This is a genomic window from Nostoc sp. UHCC 0870, assembly GCF_022063185.1.
In the GTDB taxonomy this organism is placed as follows: domain Bacteria; phylum Cyanobacteriota; class Cyanobacteriia; order Cyanobacteriales; family Nostocaceae; genus Trichormus.
The window spans coordinates 4,892,432-4,913,353 of record NZ_CP091913.1 but is presented as its reverse complement, the minus strand read 5'-3'; the positions used below and the strand labels follow the sequence as shown (position 1 = coordinate 4,913,353).

Here is a 20,922-nt window from a genome sequence, read left to right as displayed (position 1 = left end):
TTTTGACATTATCGTTTATGTGTTTATCCTAATGTGAGACAAAATACTTTTATCTTGACATAATATTTCTATTGTTAAGCTAGGTATTTTCTCAATTCTTGTTCTCTAGGGAATATACTTTTCAGACAGAGAATATCTTTGGATCAAAGAACAAAATTCTGATTAAACACTTCAGTGCTTGACAGACAGAAATAATCCTGATTTAGTAGCAAAATCAGCGTATTACACTTTGACACTCTCACCAATAAATGCTTTGCATTGTAGTGGGAGATTCTTGCTTCAATGGGTTTGTCTAGTTTTGAACCATCTCTGACTCAAAACCCCGTCCAGATTCCCCTCCACAAGCATCTGTTTAAAGTTCACCGACTGCCCGACGGCAAACTAAAATATATCTGCTGTTTAGAACTGACTAAAGTAGTAACAGCAGGGAATATCCTTTTAAGGATCTACTATTCTAATCCAAATTTGACTACCAAGGCTACTGTCTATAGCTTGGTTATCATTGCTGCTAGTTAAAGCCTTTGGTTACAGTGGTTTTAGGGGCAAAATTGCTAAGTGTAATCTATAAGAGATGACTAGCCAAAATATAGGCTATCACGTTTGGGCAAAAGATGAATCATTATTTTTTAAGGTTTCCAGACAATTAGTTAATCTGTAAGTTGGGTGATAATTTTCAACAATACCTATAACTTAAGGTAAAAATGCCAAATTATTGCCGACAACACAATCATCATGTTATTGCCAAAAAGTTGAAATACCGACGACTTCAGGCGACTTTATCGCCAATTATGGCGATCGCACTATGTTTATCTGCTACCAATATCACCAACGCTCAGAAGTCCCCACAATTAACTTCACAGTCTCCCCTACCTCCAACAGATCGAAAAATACCTGCTGGTAGCCAAATTTCCCTGAATGGTCGTAACTTATCAGGTGCTTGGTTGCAAAGACGGGAAGGAACAAATCCAGTTAAAACATATATTAGTGATGCGGCTTTGAGCCAACTCATAGGCGTAGACTTATTAAGTAGTAATAACCCTGCAAGACAGCCCATAGAGTGGTTTTCCTCAACTACCAGTCCATTAGTTCTAGCCACCCATCTACAGAGAGGATATCGCTATCTGGATGTGACAAATCTTTCTCAAACAGCAGGATGGCAGATCCAAGCACAAGGAAACACTCTAGTAATTGCCACACCCAAAGCGCAAGTAAAAAATATTCGTCAAAGTCTACGTCCAGCAGGCGTTACTAATGTTACCGCGCTACAAACATCTCGCATTGTTTTGGACTTAGACCGTTCCACTCCCTGGCAAGTCAAACAAGGACTACCAATTAAAACTCTCCTGGATGACCCCAATGCGCCCACGCCTAATAGTTCTGCACCAGTTAACAGGGAGTGGACAATTACCTTAGATGCGATCGCAGATGCCAGTTTAATTCAACGCTACACTCCCTTATCCGTATCAGTACCAAATCTGCTCAAACAATCACCACCAACGCCAAAGTCTGAGGCATTAATTCAAAAAGTAGAGGTTGTAAATAATCAAACCATTATTACTCTCAGTGTTCCCTTGGATTTATCTCCTCAAATTACCACTATCAATAACCCCGATCGCCTAGTCATTGATCTACGCCCCGATTCCCTCAAACCACGAGATATTAACTGGGCAAATGGATTACGCTGGCGACAGCAGTTTGTAACGTTAGGTCAAGGCAGGTTTCCCATAGTTTGGTTAGAAGTTAATCCCCGGAGTGTGGGGTTAGCAATCAAACCAATTTGGGCAGCACCTAATACCCTAATTGGTACAGCCCCCTTAATTCAAAAAGCCCAAACAAACCTAGCTGTAGCAGCAATTAACGCTGGTTATTTCAACCGCAATAATAGATTACCTCTAGGTGCAATTCGGCGGGACGGTCAGTGGTTATCTAGTCCCATTCTCAACCGAGGTGCGATCGCTTGGAATGATGCTGGACAATTTTACTTTGGTCGTCTCACCTTACAAGAAACTTTAATTACATCTAGTAATTTGCGATCGCCAATTTTATTTCTCAACAGTGGCTATGTACAGAATGGTATTGCCCGTTACACTTCCGCTTGGGGTCAGACTTACACATCGTTAACAGACAATGAAAGGGTTTTCATCGTCCAAAACAACAAAATTAGCAATCAGTTTACAGGGGCTAAAGCTGGTCAAACCAACTTTCCCATTCCCCCAGGTAGCTACTTACTAGTGTTACGTGGCACTGCTACCGCACTAGCAGCACAGTTACCCATTGGTACTAATGTGCAGATTACAAGTGCTACTACTGCCCCTGAGTTTAACCGTTACCCCAACATCATGGGAGCAGGGCCACTGTTGTTACAAAATGGGCAAATCGTCCTTGATGCCAAAAGCGAACAGTTCAGTAATGCCTTCATCAATCAAAAAGCTAGTCGTAGTGCGATCTGCACAACTGCAAATAATAATCTAGTAATTGCGGCTGTACATAACCGTGCCGATGGTGCTGGCCCGACTTTAGCAGAACACGCCCAATTAATGAAGCTATTAGGCTGTGTAAATGCCCTCAACTTAGATGGTGGAAGTTCCACAAGTCTTTACCTAGGAGGACAACTACTCGACCGTTATCCTAATACAGCTGCCCGTGTACACAACGGAATCGGCATTTTTCTCCAGTCTCGGTAATGGGGTATGGGGGTATAGGGGTATGGGGGTATGGGGGTATAGGGGTATGGGGGTATGGGGGTATGGGGGTATGGGGTATGGGGCATTGGATTTTTCTTTCCCCAGTTCCCAGTCCCCAGGAGTTATTTAATTAATTTTGAATTTTGAATTTTGAATTTTGAATTGATTTGTCCCCAGTCCCTATTTAAAGCTGAGAATAAGCAACCATCATGCTTAATGAAGAATTGGTGTAGAGAATATAGTTTGAGTAGAGATTATTGACCCACAGCAGTTTCACTTTGGTATGTTTAGCAAGGTGAAACTAAATTGCCGATTTTTACGGTTGTAAAATTGCCCAAGAGTTTTCCATCAATTATTTAAAAGTAACGACGGTTTGTATATGTCTTCAAATGAGGTAACTATGGTTCAACATCAAGAAAATACCAAGACTAACACTTTGTCCTTGCCTACTGCGATCGCAAACCGGAGTATTGCTGCAACTGAACTACGTCCTTGGGGTGCTTTCACCGTTTTAGAAGAAGGGCGTGGCTACAAAATTAAGCGAATTGAAGTTAAGCCAGGACACCGCCTCAGCCTTCAAATGCACCATCACCGCAGTGAACACTGGATTGTTGTTTCTGGTACTGCTAGGGTAGTTTGCGGTGATCAAGAAATATTACTTGGTAATAATCAGTCAACATACGTACCTCAGTGTACAGCTCACCGTCTCGAAAATCCTGGAGTCATTCCTTTGGTGCTGATTGAAGTCCAAAATGGTGAATACTTAGGCGAAGATGATATTATTCGCTACCAAGATGATTATGCCCGTACTGCAAATTAATCGCTACATATTGCTGTTATGGCTTTAAGTTAACAGCATGATTTTGCAACCCGTCTAAATTCAACCCTGCAATATTCAGTCCCTACCTATTTGTCGGTAGGGACAAATTAATTCAAAATTCAAAATTCAAAATTAATTAAATAACTCCTGGGGACTGGGGACAATGTAGATTTTACCCCGATGCTGAATCACCACTCATTACTCATTACTCATTACTCATTACTCAGCACTCAGCACTCCTATTTTCTTTTTGAACTATTGAAGATTGCAGGTCAGTCATCTGTAATAATTAGGTATAGTGTTTTCAATTGCCTCTATTAGTTTCATGATTCATTTAAGCCCAGCCGCAGTCAGTGAAATCAGTCGCTTACAGGCAAAACAGCAACCAAACACACATTTTAGGTTATCCGTTAAACCAGGTGGCTGTTCTGGTTGGTTTTACGATCTGTCTTTTGATAAACAAATGGGAGTAGGCGATCGCCTTTTTGACATTGACAGTTTTCAAGTGGTCATAGATGCTGAAAGTTGTAACTACGTTGATGGTCTAGTCATAGACTATTCAGAGGATCTAATGGGGGGTGGTTTTCGCTTCCATAATCCTCAATCCGTTGCTACCTGTGGCTGTGGTAACTCCTTTTCCACCACTACACCATCTGTGTTTTAACAAAAAAAATTAAAAATAATATGAAAAGTTTGACATAAAAACAGAAAAAAAGCTATAATCAGGATTTGTTAAAACTTAGACTAGCAAGCAGCTTCACGCGCTGTAACTCATGCCAACAATACAGCAATTAATACGTAGTGAACGCGAAAAAGCGCGTCAGAAAACCAAGTCTCCTGCTCTCAAACAATGCCCTCAACGTCGGGGTGTTTGTACTAGAGTATACACGACCACACCTAAAAAACCTAACTCGGCTCTACGGAAAGTAGCAAGAGTAAGACTAACCTCTGGGTTTGAAGTAACAGCTTATATTCCCGGAATCGGTCACAATTTACAAGAACACTCAGTTGTAATGCTTCGTGGTGGTCGGGTTAAGGATCTACCTGGTGTGAGATACCACATCATTCGCGGCACTTTGGACACAGCCGGAGTGAAAGATCGCAAGCAAGGTCGTTCCAAATATGGAACTAAGCGACCAAAAGAAGCGAAAAAATAAAACAAGTGATTAATCGTAATCCATTGCGATTAGTCCCTTGAATCAAAAGCGTCCAGATTGCATAACAACTGATTATTCGCTTGTTCTGAAACAGAAATAATTATTTATTAAGCCTCTGTTTCCAGAAATTACTCCAGCTTCTCCCCCAAATCTACACTCAGCGAGCAAGTGTAGTTAACATTAAAAACGCTGTAAGCGACAGTAGCGTTTGTATTACAAACCCAGATTTAGAAGATGTTGTCGCTTTGTTGTCCCAATTTTTTAGGATACAAGTCTATAAAATTAGGGTCATTGCAACCGTAAAGCCAGGCTTTGCGGAGTCGCATCTGTAGCTACCAAAGCTCAGAAAAGCCTCTGTCTGATAGCATATAATTTCGTTGCCAAATCCGAATTAAGGGTAAAGTATGTCTCGTCGTGGTGTTATTCAAAGGCGGCCAGTTCCGCCTGACTCTGTATACAACAGTCGGCTTGTAAGTATGATCATCCGACGGATAATGCGTCATGGCAAAAAATCACTTGCTGCCCGCATTGTGTATGAAGCCTTAAAAACTGTAGAGGAACGTACAGGAGCTAATGCACTAGAAGTATTTGAAAGAGCTGTGCGGAATGCAACACCTCTAGTAGAAGTTAAAGCTCGCCGAGTAGGTGGAGCAACCTATCAAGTACCAATGGAAGTGCGTACAGAACGGGGTACTACCCTAGCATTGCGCTGGTTAGTACAATTTTCTCGGTCTAGACCCGGACGGACAATGGCTAGCAGATTAGCTAATGAATTACTAGATGCAGCCAATGAAAGCGGGAATGCTATTCGCAAACGGGAAGAAACACACCGGATGGCGGAAGCAAACAAAGCTTTTGCCCACTATCGTTACTAAGTGAAATAGCGGTATATCTTGCCTTCAGAAGCGGTATATCGCGTCCTTACAAAAAAAAGACGGTTTTCTCTAAAAGTATAGAATCTTAACAAAGAGTAATATACAAGATATCATGAGGCAAAAACTATAGGAGGCTATTGTGGCACGTACTAACCCGCTAGAGAAAGTACGCAATATTGGTATTGCGGCGCATATAGATGCGGGCAAAACCACGACGACAGAGAGAATATTATTTTACTCTGGAATAATTCATAAAATTGGTGAGGTTCACGAAGGAACTGCTGTAACCGACTGGATGGATCAAGAGCGGGAGCGGGGAATTACCATAACTGCTGCGGCGATAAGTACCAGTTGGAAAGATTATCAAATTAACATTATCGATACTCCAGGTCACGTAGACTTCACAATTGAAGTTGAACGTTCAATGCGGGTTTTGGATGGTGTAATTGCGGTTTTTTGCTCTGTGGGTGGTGTACAACCCCAATCAGAGACAGTATGGCGGCAAGCAGACCGTTACAAAGTGCCTCGGATTGCCTTCATCAACAAGATGGATCGCACAGGAGCGAACTTCTATAGAGTTCACGAGCAAATGCGCGATCGCCTGCGGGCAAATGCCATTGCCATTCAGTTGCCAATTGGTAGCGAAAACGACTTCAAGGGCATTGTAGACTTGGTGAGTAAGCGTGCATACATTTACAACAACGACCAAGGTACAGATATTGAAGAAACAGATATCCCGGCGGATTTAGAAGAGCAAGTCGAAGAGTACTACACCAAGCTGGTGGAAGCAGTATCAGAAACAGATGACGCTCTGATGACTAAGTACTTCGATGGCGAAGCACTGACACAAGAGGAAATCCGGGCTGCCCTGCGGAAAGGTACAATCGCTGGCACAATCGTACCTGTACTTTGCGGTTCTGCCTTTAAAAACAAAGGCGTGCAGCTAATGTTGGATGCAGTTGTAGATTACCTACCAGCACCAACAGAAGTACCCCCCATTCAAGGCACACTCCTCAATGGCGACACTGTAGAGCGTCATGCCGATGATAACGAACCCCTAGCGGCTCTGGCATTCAAGATTATGGCTGACCCCTACGGTCGCCTCACCTTTGTTCGTGTTTATTCTGGCGTGCTGAAAAAAGGTAGCTACGTCTTAAATGCTACTAAGAACAAAAAAGAACGGATTTCCCGTTTAGTTCTGATGAAGGCAGATGACCGTCAAGATGTAGATGAACTAAGAGCGGGTGACTTGGGGGCTGCGCTGGGATTAAAAGACACATTAACAGGCGATACTATTACTGAAGAAGGCTCGCCAGTAATTCTAGAATCCCTATTTATTCCAGAGCCTGTGATCTCGGTAGCGGTTGAACCCAAAACCAAGAACGACATGGATAAATTATCCAAAGCTCTGCAATCTCTTTCCGAAGAAGACCCAACCTTCCGCGTCAACGTTGACCCAGAAACCAACCAAACTGTAATTGCCGGGATGGGAGAACTCCACCTAGAAATTCTCGTAGACCGGATGTTACGTGAATTCAAAGTGGAAGCGAACGTTGGTGCGCCACAAGTAGCCTACCGCGAAACGATTCGTAAAACTGTCACCAACGTGGAAGGTAAGTTCATCCGTCAAAGTGGTGGTAAAGGTCAATACGGTCACGTTGTCATCAATTTAGAACCAGGAGAACCCGGTACAGGCTTTGAGTTCGTCTCTAAAATTGTCGGCGGCGTAGTACCTAAAGAGTACATAGGCCCCGCCGAGCAAGGTATGAAAGAAAGCTGTGAATCTGGTATTTTAGCTGGATATCCACTAATTGACGTGAAAGCAACGCTAGTTCATGGCTCTTACCACGATGTGGACTCTTCGGAAATGGCTTTCAAAATTGCCGGTTCAATGGCACTGAAAGAAGCTGTGCTTAAAGCTTCACCAGTTCTGTTAGAACCTATGATGAAAGTCGAGGTGGAAGTTCCTGAAGACTATATCGGGAACGTCATTGGCGACCTCATCTCCCGCCGGGGGCAGATTGAAAGCCAAAGCACTGAACAGGGACTCGCTAAAGTGGCATCAAAAGTACCACTGGCGACTATGTTTGGCTACGCTACAGATATCCGGTCGAAAACCCAAGGGCGGGGTATCTTCTCTATGGAGTTTAGCCACTATGAGGAAGTGCCTCGCAGCGTGGCTGAAACTATCATCGCAAAAAGCAAAGGGAACGCTTAATTAAAAAAGGAAACGAGCATTCATGGCACGCGCAAAGTTTGAAAGGAAAAAAGCCCACGTCAATATCGGTACTGTTGGACACGTTGACCACGGTAAAACAACGTTAACAGCAGCTATCACCATGACCTTATCTGCTCTTGGTCAGGCTGAAGCTAAGGGCTATGACCAAATCGACAACGCCCCAGAAGAAAAGGCACGGGGTATCACAATTAATACAGCCCACGTAGAGTATGAAACGGAAAACCGCCACTATGCTCACGTAGACTGTCCCGGCCACGCTGACTATGTGAAGAACATGATCACTGGTGCAGCACAAATGGATGGCGGTATCCTGGTGGTTTCTGCGGCTGATGGCCCCATGCCCCAAACTCGTGAACACATCCTGCTAGCCAAGCAGGTAGGTGTTCCCCACTTAGTTGTCTTTTTGAATAAAGAAGACATGGTAGACGACGATGAACTACTAGAATTGGTGGAATTAGAAGTTCGGGAATTGCTTTCTAGCTACGACTTCCCCGGCGATGATATTCCAGTAATTAAAGGTTCTGGACTCCAAGCGTTGGAAAAAATGACCTCCAGCCCCAAAACTAAACGGGGTGAAGACAAGTGGGTAGATAAAATCTACGAATTAATGGACGCAGTAGATTCCTACATTCCCACGCCTGAGCGTGATATCGACAAGCCTTTCTTGATGGCGGTAGAAGACGTATTCTCGATCACAGGTCGTGGTACTGTCGCTACTGGTCGGATTGAACGCGGTAAGGTTAAAGTCGGCGATAACGTTGAATTAGTAGGTATTAGAGACACCCGTAACACCACCGTCACCGGGATCGAGATGTTCAAGAAGAGCCTCGATGAAGGTATGGCTGGTGATAACGCTGGTGTACTACTACGTGGTATCCAAAAAGCTGATATTGAACGGGGGATGGTAATTGCTAAACCCGGTTCTATTACTCCTCATACCCAATTTGAAGGTGAAGTATACGTACTCACCGAAAAAGAAGGTGGACGGAAAACACCCTTCTTCTCTGGCTACCGTCCTCAGTTCTACGTGCGGACTACTGATGTAACCGGTACAATCACCGCTTTCACCGCCGATGATGGTAGCGAAGCGGAAATGGTGATGCCAGGCGATCGCATCAAAATGACAGTAGAATTGATCAACGCTATTGCAATTGAGCAAGGTATGCGCTTTGCGATTCGTGAAGGTGGTCGCACCATCGGTGCTGGTGTTGTCTCCAAAATTGTTAAATAGTACCCTTTTACCCTAATAACTAAGAGCAGAGATGAGAAAATCCTCTCTGCTCTTTTATCTGAATTCCCCAATCCCCAAATTAATCAGAACCTGGAAAATTAAAGATGGCAACTCTACAGCAGCAAAAGATTAGAATTCGTTTAAAAGCTTTTGACCGTCGATTATTAGATACATCTTGCGAGAAGATTGTAGACACAGCTAACCGGACTAACGCTACAGCTATAGGCCCTATCCCTTTACCAACAAAACGTAAAATCTACTGCGTGTTGCGATCGCCCCACGTAGATAAAGATTCCCGCGAACACTTTGAAACTCGCACCCATCGCCGAATTATCGATATCTACCAACCCTCATCTAAAACCATTGATGCTCTGATGAAACTGGACTTACCATCAGGTGTAGACATTGAAGTAAAACTGTAATTAGTTAAAACTCAAGGTTCATTAGTCAACAGTGAAAAATTTATTCACTATTGTATGAATATTTACAAAGCCCTGAAGAAATTTATTTCAGGGCTTTTTATTAACCATAAAACAGATGATAGAATTTGACTAACTCCTACACCTAGAAGTGCTTGGGGTTGTAGGGTCAGACACCAATTGCAGCCAGCTAAATTTATACTCAGGTGACAATGACATCTTCTTCTAGAATTGCAGTTCGTGAACTACCTCTGTTCCCGTTACCCGAAGTAGTTCTGTTTCCCACTCGACCATTACCCCTGCACATCTTTGAGTTTCGCTACCGAATCATGATGAACACGATTTTGTCAAGCGATCGCAGGTTTGGTGTAGTGATGGTTGACCCAGTTACAGGCCAAATCGCTAATGTTGGTTGCTGTGCAGAAGTTATTCACTACCAGCGTCTACCAGATGACCGCATGAAAATGCTGACCCTGGGACAGCAAAGGTTTCGTGTTTTAGAATACGTTCGAGAAAAACCTTATCGCGTTGGCTTAGTAGAATGGCTAGAAGATCATCCACCAAGCAAAGATTTACGTCCTTTGGCGGCGGAAGTTGAACAACTACTGCGTGATGTGGTTCGACTTTCAGCTAAGTTAACAGAACAAAATATCGAACTCCCGGAAGAGTTACCTGATTTGCCCACGGAGCTATCTTATTGGGTGGCTAGTAATCTTTACGGTGTGGCGGCGGAGCAACAATCATTACTAGAAATGCAAGATACTGCGCTTCGCTTAGAACGAGAAGCAGAGATTTTGACTACTACTCGTAATCACTTAGCAGCGCGTTCTGTGCTAAAAGATACATTTAATCCCAAGTTGTAAGCCATCAGCTAATAGCACAGATTGGTAACAATTCAGCTTGACTTTTGACTTCCGCCTTTTACTAGTCATGACTCCTGCATAATAACTGGCAGAACATTGTAACTACCAAATATTTTCAGAACTTCTGTGTAGGTATTGAGTTCTGCTAAAGCTGATTGCATATGTGGTGTGTTGACAGCAGCTTCTGAATCAATAAAAAATAAATACTCTCCTAGCGATCGCTTTGTCGGACGAGATTCGATGCGACTCAGGTTAATATCTAATTGAGCAAATATGTGTAGTGCTTTAACTAATGCTCCAGGGACATTAGCAGGTACACTAAAAGCAACAGATGTATGAGTGGGAGTCTGTAAGGGTAACTGGTGCGTAATCTCTGTTGCAGCCTGACTGATTACCCAAAAGCGTGTACAGTTTTCTGGATAATCGTTAATCTGATTAGCCAATATCGGTAAGTTATAAATTTGTGCCGCTCTAGTAGAAGCGATCGCGGCGGTGGTGATATCCTGCTCTAAAGCTTCTAGTGCCTCAGTAGTAGAATTGCTGGGAATCAACTTGACATTGTGAAGAAATTCTCCCAACCAATTTTGACACTGTGCTAATGCTTGGGGATGAGAATAAACAGTTTGAATCCCATCTAAACTAGTAGCACAGGAAATCAACGCATGGGCAATAGGCATAACTAAAGCTGATTGAATTCGCAAACTGTCTAACTGCCATAATGTATCCATCGTCATCGTGACGCTACCCTCAATAGAATTTTCTACCGGGACAACAGCCAAATCAGTTTGCCCTTGAGCAACAGCTTTTAACGACTGAGCAATACTAGGATAGGGACATAAGATAGTTTCAATACCTGTATTTTGGGTTAGCCATTTAACATAAAAAATAGTTGCTTGTTCTGCGTAAGTACCTGGAGGACCTAAATGAGCGATCGATATAGTCACAGCGTTGATTCCTCAGTTATTTTTTAATTTAGAGATAGTACCTAGGCAAAATAAGTCTCAAAACTTCCCATCAATAAAATCATAATTTATACTCTTCCGAAATTAGATATTACCGAGCAAAGCATGGAAATATCTAGGGTTAACTCTAAAAAAATATATCTTTGCTCCTGAATGAAATTTTCTTAATAATCTTTTACTTAATTAACGTAAATTAATCAATAATAAAGTTATTAAACAATTACTGTTCTTAACTCATGGCTACCAGGTTTACTGCCTCCCAATCGGTAGAAATTGCTGTTCCACAGCAAACTATTCCTATTCAGCACTACTTGCGTCAGCCGCAACGTCTAGTTAATGCTTTGGTTGATCAAAGGCGCATTCAGCAACTTTCTGATGAAGTCTTCCGCCTCAAAATGCGTCCTTTGACTTTCATGTCCCTGAGTATTCAACCTACTGTAGACATGAGAGTCTGGGCAGAGTCAAATGGGACAATTTATCTGCGATCGCTAGGCTGCGAAATTCTAGGTTTCGAGTATATTAATCAGCGTTTCTCTCTAAATTTACGCGGTTACTTGTCTCCATACCAACACAACGGCGACACTCGTCTGAACGGTCAAGCAGATTTAGAAGTGCAGGTGGATTTACCACCCCCATTTTCGTTCACTCCCAAACCAATTTTAGAAACAACAGGGAATGGTTTACTCAAGAGTGTCTTGTTAACAGTGAAGCAGCGATTAACCCATCAACTGTTAGCAGATTATCGCCAATGGGTAATATCACAAACTCACAATCAAAGTTTAAATAATGATGGTGCTAATTTACCCTTTCTCAATTTAGAGTGATTTTTTTTGTCAGGGTGTGAGGGTGCAAGAGTTTAAATTTTGTGAACACCTATACCCCTATACCCCCATACCCCCATACCCCTATACCCCTATACCCCCATACCCCTAATTTGACAAGGACGAAAAGACTTGCGGTGTAGCTGGGAAGACCCGTATTTTTGCAGTGCTAACAAATGCTTTTTACTGCCATAACCCTTGTTATTCGCTAAATCATACAAGGGATATTTGGTTGCTAAACGCATGATTAAATCGTCACGCCAAACTTTAGCCACAATACTAGCAGCAGCAATGGCGAGCGATCGCTCATCTCCCTTGATGATGGTTTGTTGTGGCATAGGTAAGTCTTTAACTAACTGATTCCCATCTATCAAGCAGAGAACAGGCTGTACTTTTAGCTTGTGTACAGCCCGCCTCATAGCCAATAGAGTTGCTTGCAAAATATTCATTTGGTCAATTTCAGCCGTGGAAGCATAACCAATTTTCCAGTCTGTTGCTAGGCTATAAATTTGTTGCGCCAGTTTAATTCTGCGAATACTAGATAGTTTTTTACTATCTTTAATTTCAGCTGCTGTCAGTTCTGGCAAAGCAGAGGCTGGTAGTATAACGGCTGCTGCAACGACAGGGCCGAACAAACAGCCCCGCCCAACTTCATCTACTCCTGCTATCAACCCCGGAATATTTGCAAATGTCGAGGAAAACTCTAGCCAATTAGTTTCCTTTAAAGGTGGGGACGTTGGCGTAGCCTCTCCTAGAGATGGGCTACGCCCCACCATAGGCGATGGCGTTCCGCCCACCGGAGGCGATCGCGGTACATTAGCACTTTGCTCCGTCTCTAACATACAGACACGTTAACTATCTTCACTGTCGGAATCGAGGGCAGAAGAACGACGGCGACGACGACGGTTAGGAGTAGTGCTTGCTTCACTATCTTCCATGCTAGCTCTATCTTCCAAGCTAACTCTATCTTCAGTGCTAGCTCTATCTTCAGTTTCAGTGCTGACTGCCGTTACTGTTGGCTCAGTTACTGGCATCGAGAATGATTTGGGTTCTAACTTCAGTTTTGGTGGGCTAAATTCTGTATTTGTTGTTTCAGCAACAGTTGATCTAGAAGTCTCTTCAGGTGGTGCTGTCGATACTTGTCCTGGCTGAACAATATTAATAATTACAGATTTAGAACTTTTTACTTCCTGTTCTAATTTAATTAGAGGAGAAATTCCCATCAAAGCGAACATATCCTGTTCTGGTTGTGTCATTTCCACAGTCCGAATTTCCGGGGGTTCTACCACGGGTTTAATCGGTTCTGCTTTCGTGATTTTGGTGCGCTCTGCCCTTTCCACCCAACCAGATTTACCCAAATTAGGTAAAGGAATTTCTGGTGTTGTACTGATTTCTACGTCGTTATCTAGGTCTAAGTCTGATTCATTGATATAGCCTATAGGATTGTTAGCAATGATGCGGCTTTCATCTTTGCCATTTGCTCCATTGATACCAATCCGACTACGACGAGTGCGGGTACGACGCTTGTTTTGATCGTTGAGTTCTTGATAGCTGGGATGATTAATTAAATTTAAAGCTCCAGAGTCAGAATCTCCCTCGAATCCTTCACCAAATCCGTCGTAGGTTTCCCGCATATCTGTCACACGAGTGACGGGTAAACGCGGTTCTCTTTGCGGTTCTCTTTGGGATTCTCTTTGAGGCAGAGATACAAACCTATCTGGTAATTCTACTGGGATAGGTAAGCGGCTTTCATTTTCTCCAGGTAGCCTGACTGTATGCCCTAAACCACCACAGGCGGAGCAAGTTTCACCAAACAATTCGTAAATATTTTGACCTTGACGTTTACGGGTCAGTTCTACTAAACCTAGTTCGGTGAGTTGAGCAATCTGGGGACGAGCTTTGTCTGCTCTGAGGGCTTTGTTAAAGTGTTCTAAAACTTGCAATTGGTCGCGCCGTGATTCCATATCAATGAAGTCAACGACGATTACCCCAGCAATATTTCTTAACCGTAATTGACGGGCAATTTCTGTGGCTGCTTCGCAGTTTGTCCACAAAACGGTTTCTCTGGCTGTTGCCGATCGCGTGAAAGAACCAGAGTTAACATCTATTACAGTTAATGCTTCTGTTGGCTCAATAATGATATAGCCACCAGAAGGCAGGTCTACTCTTGGTTTCAGGGCTTCGCGAATGGCGGCATTAATGCGGAAATACTCTAAAATCGGAGAGCGATCGCGATGGTGGTCAATCAATAATCCCTGCGGTGTTTGACCTCCACTCCAGTTTTGCAAATACTGCTTGACTCGCTTTAACCCAGTGCTGGAATCTACTACGATCCGGTTGACATCCCCACCGTACATATCCCGCAATACGCGCTGGATAAAATCATCGTCTCTATTTAGTAGTGCTGGCGCACGGGTAGATTGAGCTTCTTGCTGAATTGCTTCCCACTGCTTTTGCAGCACTTCCAAATCTTCGATAATTGCTTCTTCTGGCTTTCCTTCTGCTTCTGTACGCACCAACAAACCCATACCTGCGGGTTTAATTAAAATTGCTAGCGCACGTAAGCGGTTACGCTCAGTTTCACTTTTAATCCGCCGTGATAGATTGACGCCTCTACCATAGGGCATCAATACCACATACCGTCCAGGTAAAGTGATATTACCTGTGAGCCTTGGACCCTTTGTACCCGTTGGCTCTTTCATCACCTGCACCAAAACTTTTTGCTGTGGTGCTAAAAGTTCTGTAATTGCAGCTGCTGTGCGCTTTAGCTTCAGTGGGCCTAAATCAGTTACATGAATAAAACCGTTACGTTCTGGATCACCGATATTGACAAAAGCCGCGTCAATTCCTGGTAATACGTTTTCTACTACGCCTAAGTAGATATCACCGATTTGATGATGCCCTGTGGCTACAACCAGCTCTTGTATTTGATCTTCCGAAAAAACGGCAGCAATCTGATGCTGCTCTGCGATAATAATTTGTTTTGGCATTCAATTTCCTCAAAAATCGGCAGCGCCAACGGACTTGGAGGTTTGTTATGCCTCTCGCCCCTGCCAGCCTCCAAAGACGCTGTTAGTAATAAAAATTGTGAAGCCGAGCTTCAAAATTAAAGAGCTATTGGCTAAGGAATTGCGTTCACACGCCTGATTATTCCAGAACGGCTGCATACTGTTTAAGCAAATAAATCAACCATCCGTGGTTGATTTTTTATGCGATACCCTCACCCTCTAGAGATTAGGTATTCAGCAGTTGTTTTAAAAAGCATAGGTAGAGAAGCTGACTTAGCCTGCTGTTCATTACTAGTTCACAAGGTAGCTACAGAGAGAGTGTTCTTTAATCCGCCTTAGTTTGTCGGGGATAAAACCCCAGAAGCTTCACTCTAATATCTTGCTCTTGCTCCCTGATTACCAGGGTAGTAGTGAACTAGTTCGTTCAATGCAGCGCCAGAAAAGTTCTCTTCTTCTCATTCTAACGCAACCTTGCTAAAAATCAATTCCTATGATGTGCTATTCAGGGCAACTACTAGCCAGATGCCCTGTAGAGATTATACTGCTAAAATTAGCTGATTGCGGTGGATTTGCCAGAGATGAAATTTTGTGCAGTCTGTTTTCAGGATGCCTAGGTTCTCTGTGTCCGCAACTTCACCAGCTACTATTTCTAGCATAGACAGAACTTGTTCGGGACGCAACAACAACCCATCTTGGCGACAGCTACCCACATAACGCAGAACAGCTGTTGATTCCGTTTCGTTGTTGTTGGCTGATATTAATTCCAACTCAAACAACCGTGAGCGCAGATTTATGATCTGAGTCTTGCCTGATTTGGTGGTTTGCTCCCATAAAATTTCGTCTCGAATGTTAATTGCTTCTATCCAAGTTTGCCATTGTGCTGGTGTGACTTCGCTGGAGGCGGCTATGGTAATCAGATACTCTACCTGTTCCAACAATTTATTAGCGGCTGGAGCTTTTAAGTCTACCTGTTCGACACGATATATAGGGATATCTGGAGGCAATTCTTGAGCCAGTTTTTGATGAAATACGTCCACCTCTACAGACTCAGTTAACTCAAAATCGACAATCTCACCACTACTAGTAGCTCCTAAAGCTAAGGCACTGGCTACAGCAATTTTGGGACTGGGATGGAAGCCGTTGGTATAAGCCACTGGTAAACTTGCCCGTCGCACTACTCGGTCAAACAAGCGCATCATATCTAAGTGACTGAGTAACGCCATATCTCCTTGTTTACCAAACCAAACGCGTAATCGTTGGGTTTTAGTGATGTTAGGGACAAAATCACCAGCAAATTCGGGGATAGCCGGTGGCTCAATGACAATATTATGACCAAAATCTGTACCACATACCCCACAGTGAGAACAGCTTTCAAAAGAACAGTCTGGAACAACCGCCGCCTCTAGAGCGCGTTGTAAGTCCTCGATCAGCCATTTTTTGTCAATGCCGGTATCTATATGATCCCAGGGGAGGGGAGTGCTGAGTGCTGAGTGCTGAGTGCTGAGTGCTGAGTTCTGAGTGCTGAGTGCTGAGTTCTGAGTAGTGAGTTCTGAGTAGTGAGTGGTGAGTGCTGAGTGGTGAGTGGTGAGTGCTGTTAGCGGTAGCGGGGCGTTTAGCCCGTGCTGAGTGCTGAGTGCTGAGTGCTGAGTGCTGAGTGCTGAATGGGAAAAAATAAGTAATTCTCCCTGCTCCCCTGCTTCCCCTGCTCCCCCTGCTTCCCCTGCTTCCCCTGCTACCCTACTCTCCTGCTGTGCAGCAAACAAATTCCATTCACCGTTTTCGACTAGGCGGTATTTCCAATCTAAATCAGCTTCTCTGATTGCATCTTCCCAAGCGGCAAAAGCTTTACTGAGGTTGTCATACCAAGAATCCATGCCTGCACCCAATTCCCAGGCTCGGCGGACTACTTTACCCAAACTGCGATCGCCCCGCCCAATAAAATCTTCCATTGCGGAAATACGGACATCGGTAAAATTGACTTTTACTCCCCGGCTGCGCCGGAATGCTTGCCGCAACAGGTCTTGTTTACGCCGGAATTCTCCAGTGGAAACTGAGTGCCACTGAAATGGTGTATGGGGTTTAGGAGTGAAATTAGAAATTGTTAGGTTGAAGTTGAGTGGTCTTCTGCCTTTACCTCGACATTCCCTTTGCAACCAGCTAACTGTTTCCTCAATGCCTAAAACATCGGTATCCGTCTCACCGGGTAAGCCGATCATGAAATACAACTTGATTTTATCCCAGCCTTGTTCCCAGGCAGTTTTGACACCTCGTAATAATTCCTCGTTGGTTAAACCCTTATTGACGATATCCCGCATCCTTTGCGTTCCGGCTTCGGGGGCGAAGGTCAGCCCACCTTGGCGTGTACCACCGAGGATATTAGCGATGTTTTCATCAAATCTATCTACGCGTTGACTGGGGAGTGTCAGGGAAATATTTTCATTTCTTAACCGATTTTTAATTTCCATCCCTACAGCTGGTAGGGACAAATAATCAGAACAACTCAAAGATAAGAGGGAAAATTCATTATAACCAGTGGCTCTCATGCCCTTTTCAATGGCTTCAACCACTTGCTCTGGTTCTACATCCCTGGCTGGCCTGGTAAGCATCCCTGGTTGACAAAACCGACAGCCACGGGTGCAACCACGGCGAATTTCAATGGTCAAGCGATCGTGTACTGTTTCTACGTAGGGAACTAGTCCAATGGAATAGGCGGGAATGGGGGTAGCGACTCGCCGCAGAATCCGTTGAGGAACATCTGGGCGTAGAGGCTTTACCGAACCATCTTTTGCCGGGGCATAAAACTGAGGTACATACACGCCTGGGATTTGTGCCAAGTCTAGTAGCAGATTTTCCCGGCTTAACCCAGCTTGTTTGCCTTCTTCCAATACCAAGCCGACTTCTGGTAAGAGTTCTTCACCATCTCCCAAGGCGAAAAAGTCAAAAAAGTCGGCGTAGGGTTCAGGATTTGATGTTGCTGTCTGTCCCCCGGCGAATATCAGAGGATAATTCCCCTGTGATCTTTCTTGCCATGTGAGGGGAATTCCTGCCAAGTCCAACATTTCTAGAATGTTGGTTGCTCCTAGTTCATAACTGAGACTAAAACCTAAAATATCGAATTCTTGTAGTTCTCGCTTCGACTCGACAGCAAACAAGGGGGTGTTTGTTGTTCTGAGTTTGCCTGCTAGGTCTGTACCTGGTAAGTAAGCGCGATCGCATAACTGCCGAGGTTGGGCATTCAAGATATTATAAAGAATGATATGCCCTAAATTCGATGATCCAACTTCGTATACTTCTGGATAAGTTAATACCCACCGTATGACTGCCTTATCCCAAGGCTTGTGTATTGCCAGCCGTTCGTTACCTAAGTAACGGGCTGGTTTTAAGATATCAGATGTGATTAATTTTTCAAATGCAATAGCCACTGTGCCAACTTTGAGCTACTTCAATTACAGCTACTCCCCTCCAACATTAGCATTGATTAGCTCTTTGAGTAGTTTTTCTGGTGGCAAGTTACAACTCTTTTACATTCACTTGCTCGAAAGTATTGCGCCTGTTAGGTTCAGTTGCTACTTTTGCTAAAAATTATCCTTCAGATAGGTCAAAAATCTCGTCAAGTTGGGTTAACTCCAAAATCATCCTGATGGCTGGGGATAAAGAATCAAGTTGGAAACCCTTGTCTAGACTCTGAGCTAATTTTAGTGCAGATACTAGGGACATTAATCCAGAACTATCAAAAGATTCTACTGCTGCTAAGTCTACTAACAAGCTAGAAACATCATCTTGAACCAAAGTTGTGGATAATTCGCGTTCAAATTCCAAGGCATTGGTTGCGTTCAGGCAACCGTGAGGACGAATAACTGCCATTTTCGGACTTTTTAGTAGTGCTTGCATATTGACATCCTAAGTAGAGTTATTGAACCATGAAGCTTGAATTTATTTGAACATAAACTTTTTGCTGCCACATCGACCAGATGTCTTAAATCTCTTTGCTAAATCTTTATTTTTTTTCCTGGCCTATTTAAAGATTGTCATAATTTTGGGGTTAAATGTATTCTTGTATACTTTTTTTCCTGTGAGTTCAAAAAAAAATCAACATAGATAGCCACAAAGCAGAAGACAGCCAAACCGTCATCCACAATTATGCTGAAAAGTCTGATCAGTCTATGAAATACAACAGCTTGAGCAATTTTAATGCAATGCTTGAGATGCAGTGATAGCTCATTCTATTTATGGAAATCGTTAAGTTTAATCACGAACTATCTACTTAGTTTAACTGTGACATAAATCACTATAATAGTAGTATTTGCATCACATTTTATACTGAACTTCATCTTGGATAATTTAGTATCACCGTACAGTGGGTTCATGACCTATGAGAACTAAATACATAATTCGTCAGTTAGTTGAAAAAGCTCTTGATATTAAAAAATTAACTCCAGAGATCGAAAATGAAATAAACTCGGAACTGACTGAACAGGGCTACATCTCTGATGTTGACTACGAAGCCCTAGAATTATTGATGGCAGAGATGGATGCTGGGCGCATTCAGCTAGTTTCCAGTCTCGGATTTTAATAAATTAGTGGATTTGGGATTTTTCTCTAGAAAAATTTAATTGTGACAATAATCTAGTAAAGACTGCTAGTGCTTTTGAGTGATGTTTACTATTTATTTATTACTTAGTTCAGTACGGCGTAAATAACTGCGAAAAAGAGCAAGAGCCTTGATATACAAAACTTTTGACTTTTTTTTGACCCTTCCCTTCTCTACGAAGGCTATAGCAACGGGACGCTACGCGTTAGCGCAGTCTCTCGTAGAGAACGACTGGGCTCACAACTCATTACTCATTACTCATTACTCATTACTCCCTCTTGATAAGCTTGCCAGAGTTGGTGGATAAACTGATGAAGTTGCTGTTTAGCTAATTTGTCTAGTTCAGATTTTGGTTCTTTCGCCAAAAGTTGACTTAAAAAAGTAATAACTTCTGTATCTAGGGCTGGTCGAAACAACTCACCAGGCCACAACAAGTCAGAACCATCCCGGAGGTCAGTAATTATAGGCATTTCTGGGGTATGAGTGACTAGCAGCAACGGGCGCACCCAGCATAGCTGACGGGAAACCACAACTTGAATCAGTTCTGCATACAGATTCCTGTCGCCATGCTCTAAAGACAGAATTTGTCCTGGTTGAAAGTCGAGACTCATGTCCATAATTACCTAGGTAGGGCAGTCGCACTGGGTTTCCTCTACCTTTATTTTAAGAGTGGGAGGAGGCGTTGCTGTAAAGCTATCTTGCCAGTATCCCAACTTAAAAGCAGCAAATTTTTTTTCTGACATGAAGTTATGGTGAAAATGCGATAAAATAAGTGAATAACTGTTAAGCGATCGCAAGTACAGAACCTCTGTTGTAGTAACTGGAAAATCAAAGAGCAAAAGCTGTGTCAGTCGAAACCATTGAGAAGCCTTCCACAACCCGCAAGCTTGCGCCTCGGTATCGAGTTTTGCTCCATAATGACGACTACAACTCTATGGAGCATGTAGTACAAACACTACTAACTACAGTGCCAAGCCTTAGTCAGCCCCAGGCTGTTAGTATCATGATGGAAGCCCATACAAATGGGCTGGCTTTAGTTATTACCTGCGCTCAAGAACACGCAGAGTTTTATTGTGAAACTCTCAAGAGTCATGGTCTCAGCAGCACAATAGAACCAGATGAATAATTTGTAATGTGCTGCGCCCCGCTACGCTCTAAGCGCAGCTATGCCGCAGGCTTTACGTAATTCGTAATTAAGAGTTACAATTGCGAACTATGAATGAATAAATAGTCTGTCATTAGTCATCTAACA

General features: G+C 43.2%; 18 protein-coding genes. 12 read left to right on the top strand and 6 right to left on the bottom strand.

Translation table 11 applies throughout. The features are described 5' to 3' along the window. The first annotated feature begins 701 nt into the window (after positions 1–701). The 9 genes from L6494_RS20755 to L6494_RS20715 all read left to right on the top strand — a co-directional run bounded on the left by L6494_RS20755 (position 702) and on the right by L6494_RS20715 (position 10,288). Complete coding sequence (locus tag L6494_RS20755; RefSeq protein WP_237989661.1) at positions 702–2,684, top strand: phosphodiester glycosidase family protein; 1,983 nt, start codon at positions 702–704, stop codon at positions 2,682–2,684. 400 nt (positions 2,685–3,084) lie between these two features. Next, positions 3,085–3,504: a cupin domain-containing protein gene (locus L6494_RS20750; RefSeq protein ID WP_237996186.1), complete on the top strand. Its 420-nt coding sequence runs from the start codon at positions 3,085–3,087 to the stop codon at positions 3,502–3,504. A gap of 325 nt (positions 3,505–3,829) precedes the next feature. After that, positions 3,830–4,168, top strand: a complete 339-nt coding sequence (locus tag L6494_RS20745; protein ID WP_237989660.1) for a HesB/IscA family protein — start codon at positions 3,830–3,832, stop codon at positions 4,166–4,168. 109 nt (positions 4,169–4,277) lie between these two features. Next, complete coding sequence (rpsL, locus tag L6494_RS20740; protein WP_237989659.1) at positions 4,278–4,661, top strand: 30S ribosomal protein S12; 384 nt, start codon at positions 4,278–4,280, stop codon at positions 4,659–4,661. A 404-nt stretch (positions 4,662–5,065) separates the two neighbouring features. Beyond that, positions 5,066–5,536, top strand: a complete 471-nt coding sequence (gene rpsG, locus L6494_RS20735) for a 30S ribosomal protein S7 (protein WP_237989658.1) — start codon at positions 5,066–5,068, stop codon at positions 5,534–5,536. Positions 5,537–5,675: 139 nt separating this feature from the next. Continuing rightward, a complete protein-coding gene (gene fusA / locus L6494_RS20730; RefSeq protein WP_237989657.1) occupies positions 5,676–7,754 on the top strand; it encodes an elongation factor G in 2,079 nt (692 codons plus the stop codon). 22 nt (positions 7,755–7,776) lie between these two features. Beyond that, positions 7,777–9,006 carry an elongation factor Tu gene (gene tuf, locus L6494_RS20725; protein WP_237989656.1) on the top strand — a complete coding sequence of 410 codons (1,230 nt, stop codon included), beginning with the start codon at positions 7,777–7,779 and terminating at the stop codon, positions 9,004–9,006. A 104-nt stretch (positions 9,007–9,110) separates the two neighbouring features. Then, a complete protein-coding gene (rpsJ, locus tag L6494_RS20720) occupies positions 9,111–9,428 on the top strand; it encodes a 30S ribosomal protein S10 (protein ID WP_015113498.1) in 318 nt (105 codons plus the stop codon). 209 nt (positions 9,429–9,637) lie between these two features. Next, entirely contained in the window at positions 9,638–10,288 is a 651-nt protein-coding gene (locus tag L6494_RS20715; protein WP_237989655.1) for an LON peptidase substrate-binding domain-containing protein, read from the top strand. Positions 10,289–10,353: 65 nt separating this feature from the next. Here the strand turns inward: L6494_RS20715 and pheA are convergent, their stop codons facing one another. Further along, positions 10,354–11,232, bottom strand: coding sequence for a prephenate dehydratase (gene pheA / locus L6494_RS20710; protein ID WP_237989654.1), 879 nt, complete (start codon positions 11,230–11,232; stop codon positions 10,354–10,356). Between the two features lie 254 nt (positions 11,233–11,486). Between pheA and L6494_RS20705 the strand changes: the two genes are divergently transcribed. Then, positions 11,487–12,074: a DUF1997 domain-containing protein gene (locus L6494_RS20705; protein ID WP_237989653.1), complete on the top strand. Its 588-nt coding sequence runs from the start codon at positions 11,487–11,489 to the stop codon at positions 12,072–12,074. Between the two features lie 89 nt (positions 12,075–12,163). Here L6494_RS20705 and L6494_RS20700 read toward each other — a convergent pair whose 3' ends face one another. From L6494_RS20700 to L6494_RS20685, 4 genes are all read right to left on the bottom strand, one after another. Then, complete coding sequence (locus tag L6494_RS20700) at positions 12,164–12,847, bottom strand: ribonuclease HII (RefSeq protein WP_237996184.1); 684 nt, start codon at positions 12,845–12,847, stop codon at positions 12,164–12,166. A 75-nt stretch (positions 12,848–12,922) separates the two neighbouring features. Next, the gene (locus L6494_RS20695) at positions 12,923–15,061 is read right to left on the bottom strand and encodes an Rne/Rng family ribonuclease (protein ID WP_237989652.1); all 2,139 of its coding nucleotides are present in this window, start codon (positions 15,059–15,061) and stop codon (positions 12,923–12,925) included. 554 nt (positions 15,062–15,615) lie between these two features. Further along, positions 15,616–18,501 (bottom strand): TIGR03960 family B12-binding radical SAM protein, encoded by a 2,886-nt coding sequence (locus L6494_RS20690; RefSeq protein ID WP_237989651.1) that lies wholly within the window; start codon positions 18,499–18,501, stop codon positions 15,616–15,618. Positions 18,502–18,661: 160 nt separating this feature from the next. Continuing rightward, positions 18,662–18,970, bottom strand: a complete 309-nt coding sequence (locus L6494_RS20685) for an STAS domain-containing protein (RefSeq protein WP_237989650.1) — start codon at positions 18,968–18,970, stop codon at positions 18,662–18,664. 481 nt (positions 18,971–19,451) lie between these two features. Between L6494_RS20685 and L6494_RS20680 the strand changes: the two genes are divergently transcribed. Continuing rightward, a complete protein-coding gene (locus L6494_RS20680) occupies positions 19,452–19,652 on the top strand; it encodes a hypothetical protein (protein WP_190701988.1) in 201 nt (66 codons plus the stop codon). 272 nt (positions 19,653–19,924) lie between these two features. Here the strand turns inward: L6494_RS20680 and L6494_RS20675 are convergent, their stop codons facing one another. Then, positions 19,925–20,287 (bottom strand): hypothetical protein, encoded by a 363-nt coding sequence (locus L6494_RS20675; RefSeq protein ID WP_237989649.1) that lies wholly within the window; start codon positions 20,285–20,287, stop codon positions 19,925–19,927. Between the two features lie 227 nt (positions 20,288–20,514). Between L6494_RS20675 and clpS the strand changes: the two genes are divergently transcribed. After that, positions 20,515–20,796: an ATP-dependent Clp protease adapter ClpS gene (gene clpS, locus L6494_RS20670; protein ID WP_237989648.1), complete on the top strand. Its 282-nt coding sequence runs from the start codon at positions 20,515–20,517 to the stop codon at positions 20,794–20,796. Positions 20,797–20,922 lie beyond the last annotated feature (126 nt).

Bases quoted from the DNA above. Each gene is read 5' to 3' on its own strand.
- L6494_RS20680 (WP_190701988.1), top strand. From the start codon at position 19,452: ATGAGAACTAAATACATAATTCGTCAGTTAGTTGAAAAAGCTCTTGAT.
- tuf (WP_237989656.1), top strand. From the start codon at position 7,777: ATGGCACGCGCAAAGTTTGAAAGGAAAAAAGCCCACGTCAATATCGGT.
- rpsJ (WP_015113498.1), top strand. From the start codon at position 9,111: ATGGCAACTCTACAGCAGCAAAAGATTAGAATTCGTTTAAAAGCTTTT.
- L6494_RS20675 (WP_237989649.1), bottom strand. From the start codon at position 20,287: ATGGACATGAGTCTCGACTTTCAACCAGGACAAATTCTGTCTTTAGAG.
- L6494_RS20695 (WP_237989652.1), bottom strand. From the start codon at position 15,061: ATGCCAAAACAAATTATTATCGCAGAGCAGCATCAGATTGCTGCCGTT.
- L6494_RS20755 (WP_237989661.1), top strand. From the start codon at position 702: ATGCCAAATTATTGCCGACAACACAATCATCATGTTATTGCCAAAAAG.
- rpsG (WP_237989658.1), top strand. From the start codon at position 5,066: ATGTCTCGTCGTGGTGTTATTCAAAGGCGGCCAGTTCCGCCTGACTCT.
- L6494_RS20750 (WP_237996186.1), top strand. From the start codon at position 3,085: ATGGTTCAACATCAAGAAAATACCAAGACTAACACTTTGTCCTTGCCT.
- L6494_RS20700 (WP_237996184.1), bottom strand. From the start codon at position 12,847: ATGGTGGGGCGTAGCCCATCTCTAGGAGAGGCTACGCCAACGTCCCCA.
- L6494_RS20705 (WP_237989653.1), top strand. From the start codon at position 11,487: ATGGCTACCAGGTTTACTGCCTCCCAATCGGTAGAAATTGCTGTTCCA.
- rpsL (WP_237989659.1), top strand. From the start codon at position 4,278: ATGCCAACAATACAGCAATTAATACGTAGTGAACGCGAAAAAGCGCGT.
- L6494_RS20745 (WP_237989660.1), top strand. From the start codon at position 3,830: ATGATTCATTTAAGCCCAGCCGCAGTCAGTGAAATCAGTCGCTTACAG.
- L6494_RS20715 (WP_237989655.1), top strand. From the start codon at position 9,638: ATGACATCTTCTTCTAGAATTGCAGTTCGTGAACTACCTCTGTTCCCG.
- L6494_RS20685 (WP_237989650.1), bottom strand. From the start codon at position 18,970: ATGCAAGCACTACTAAAAAGTCCGAAAATGGCAGTTATTCGTCCTCAC.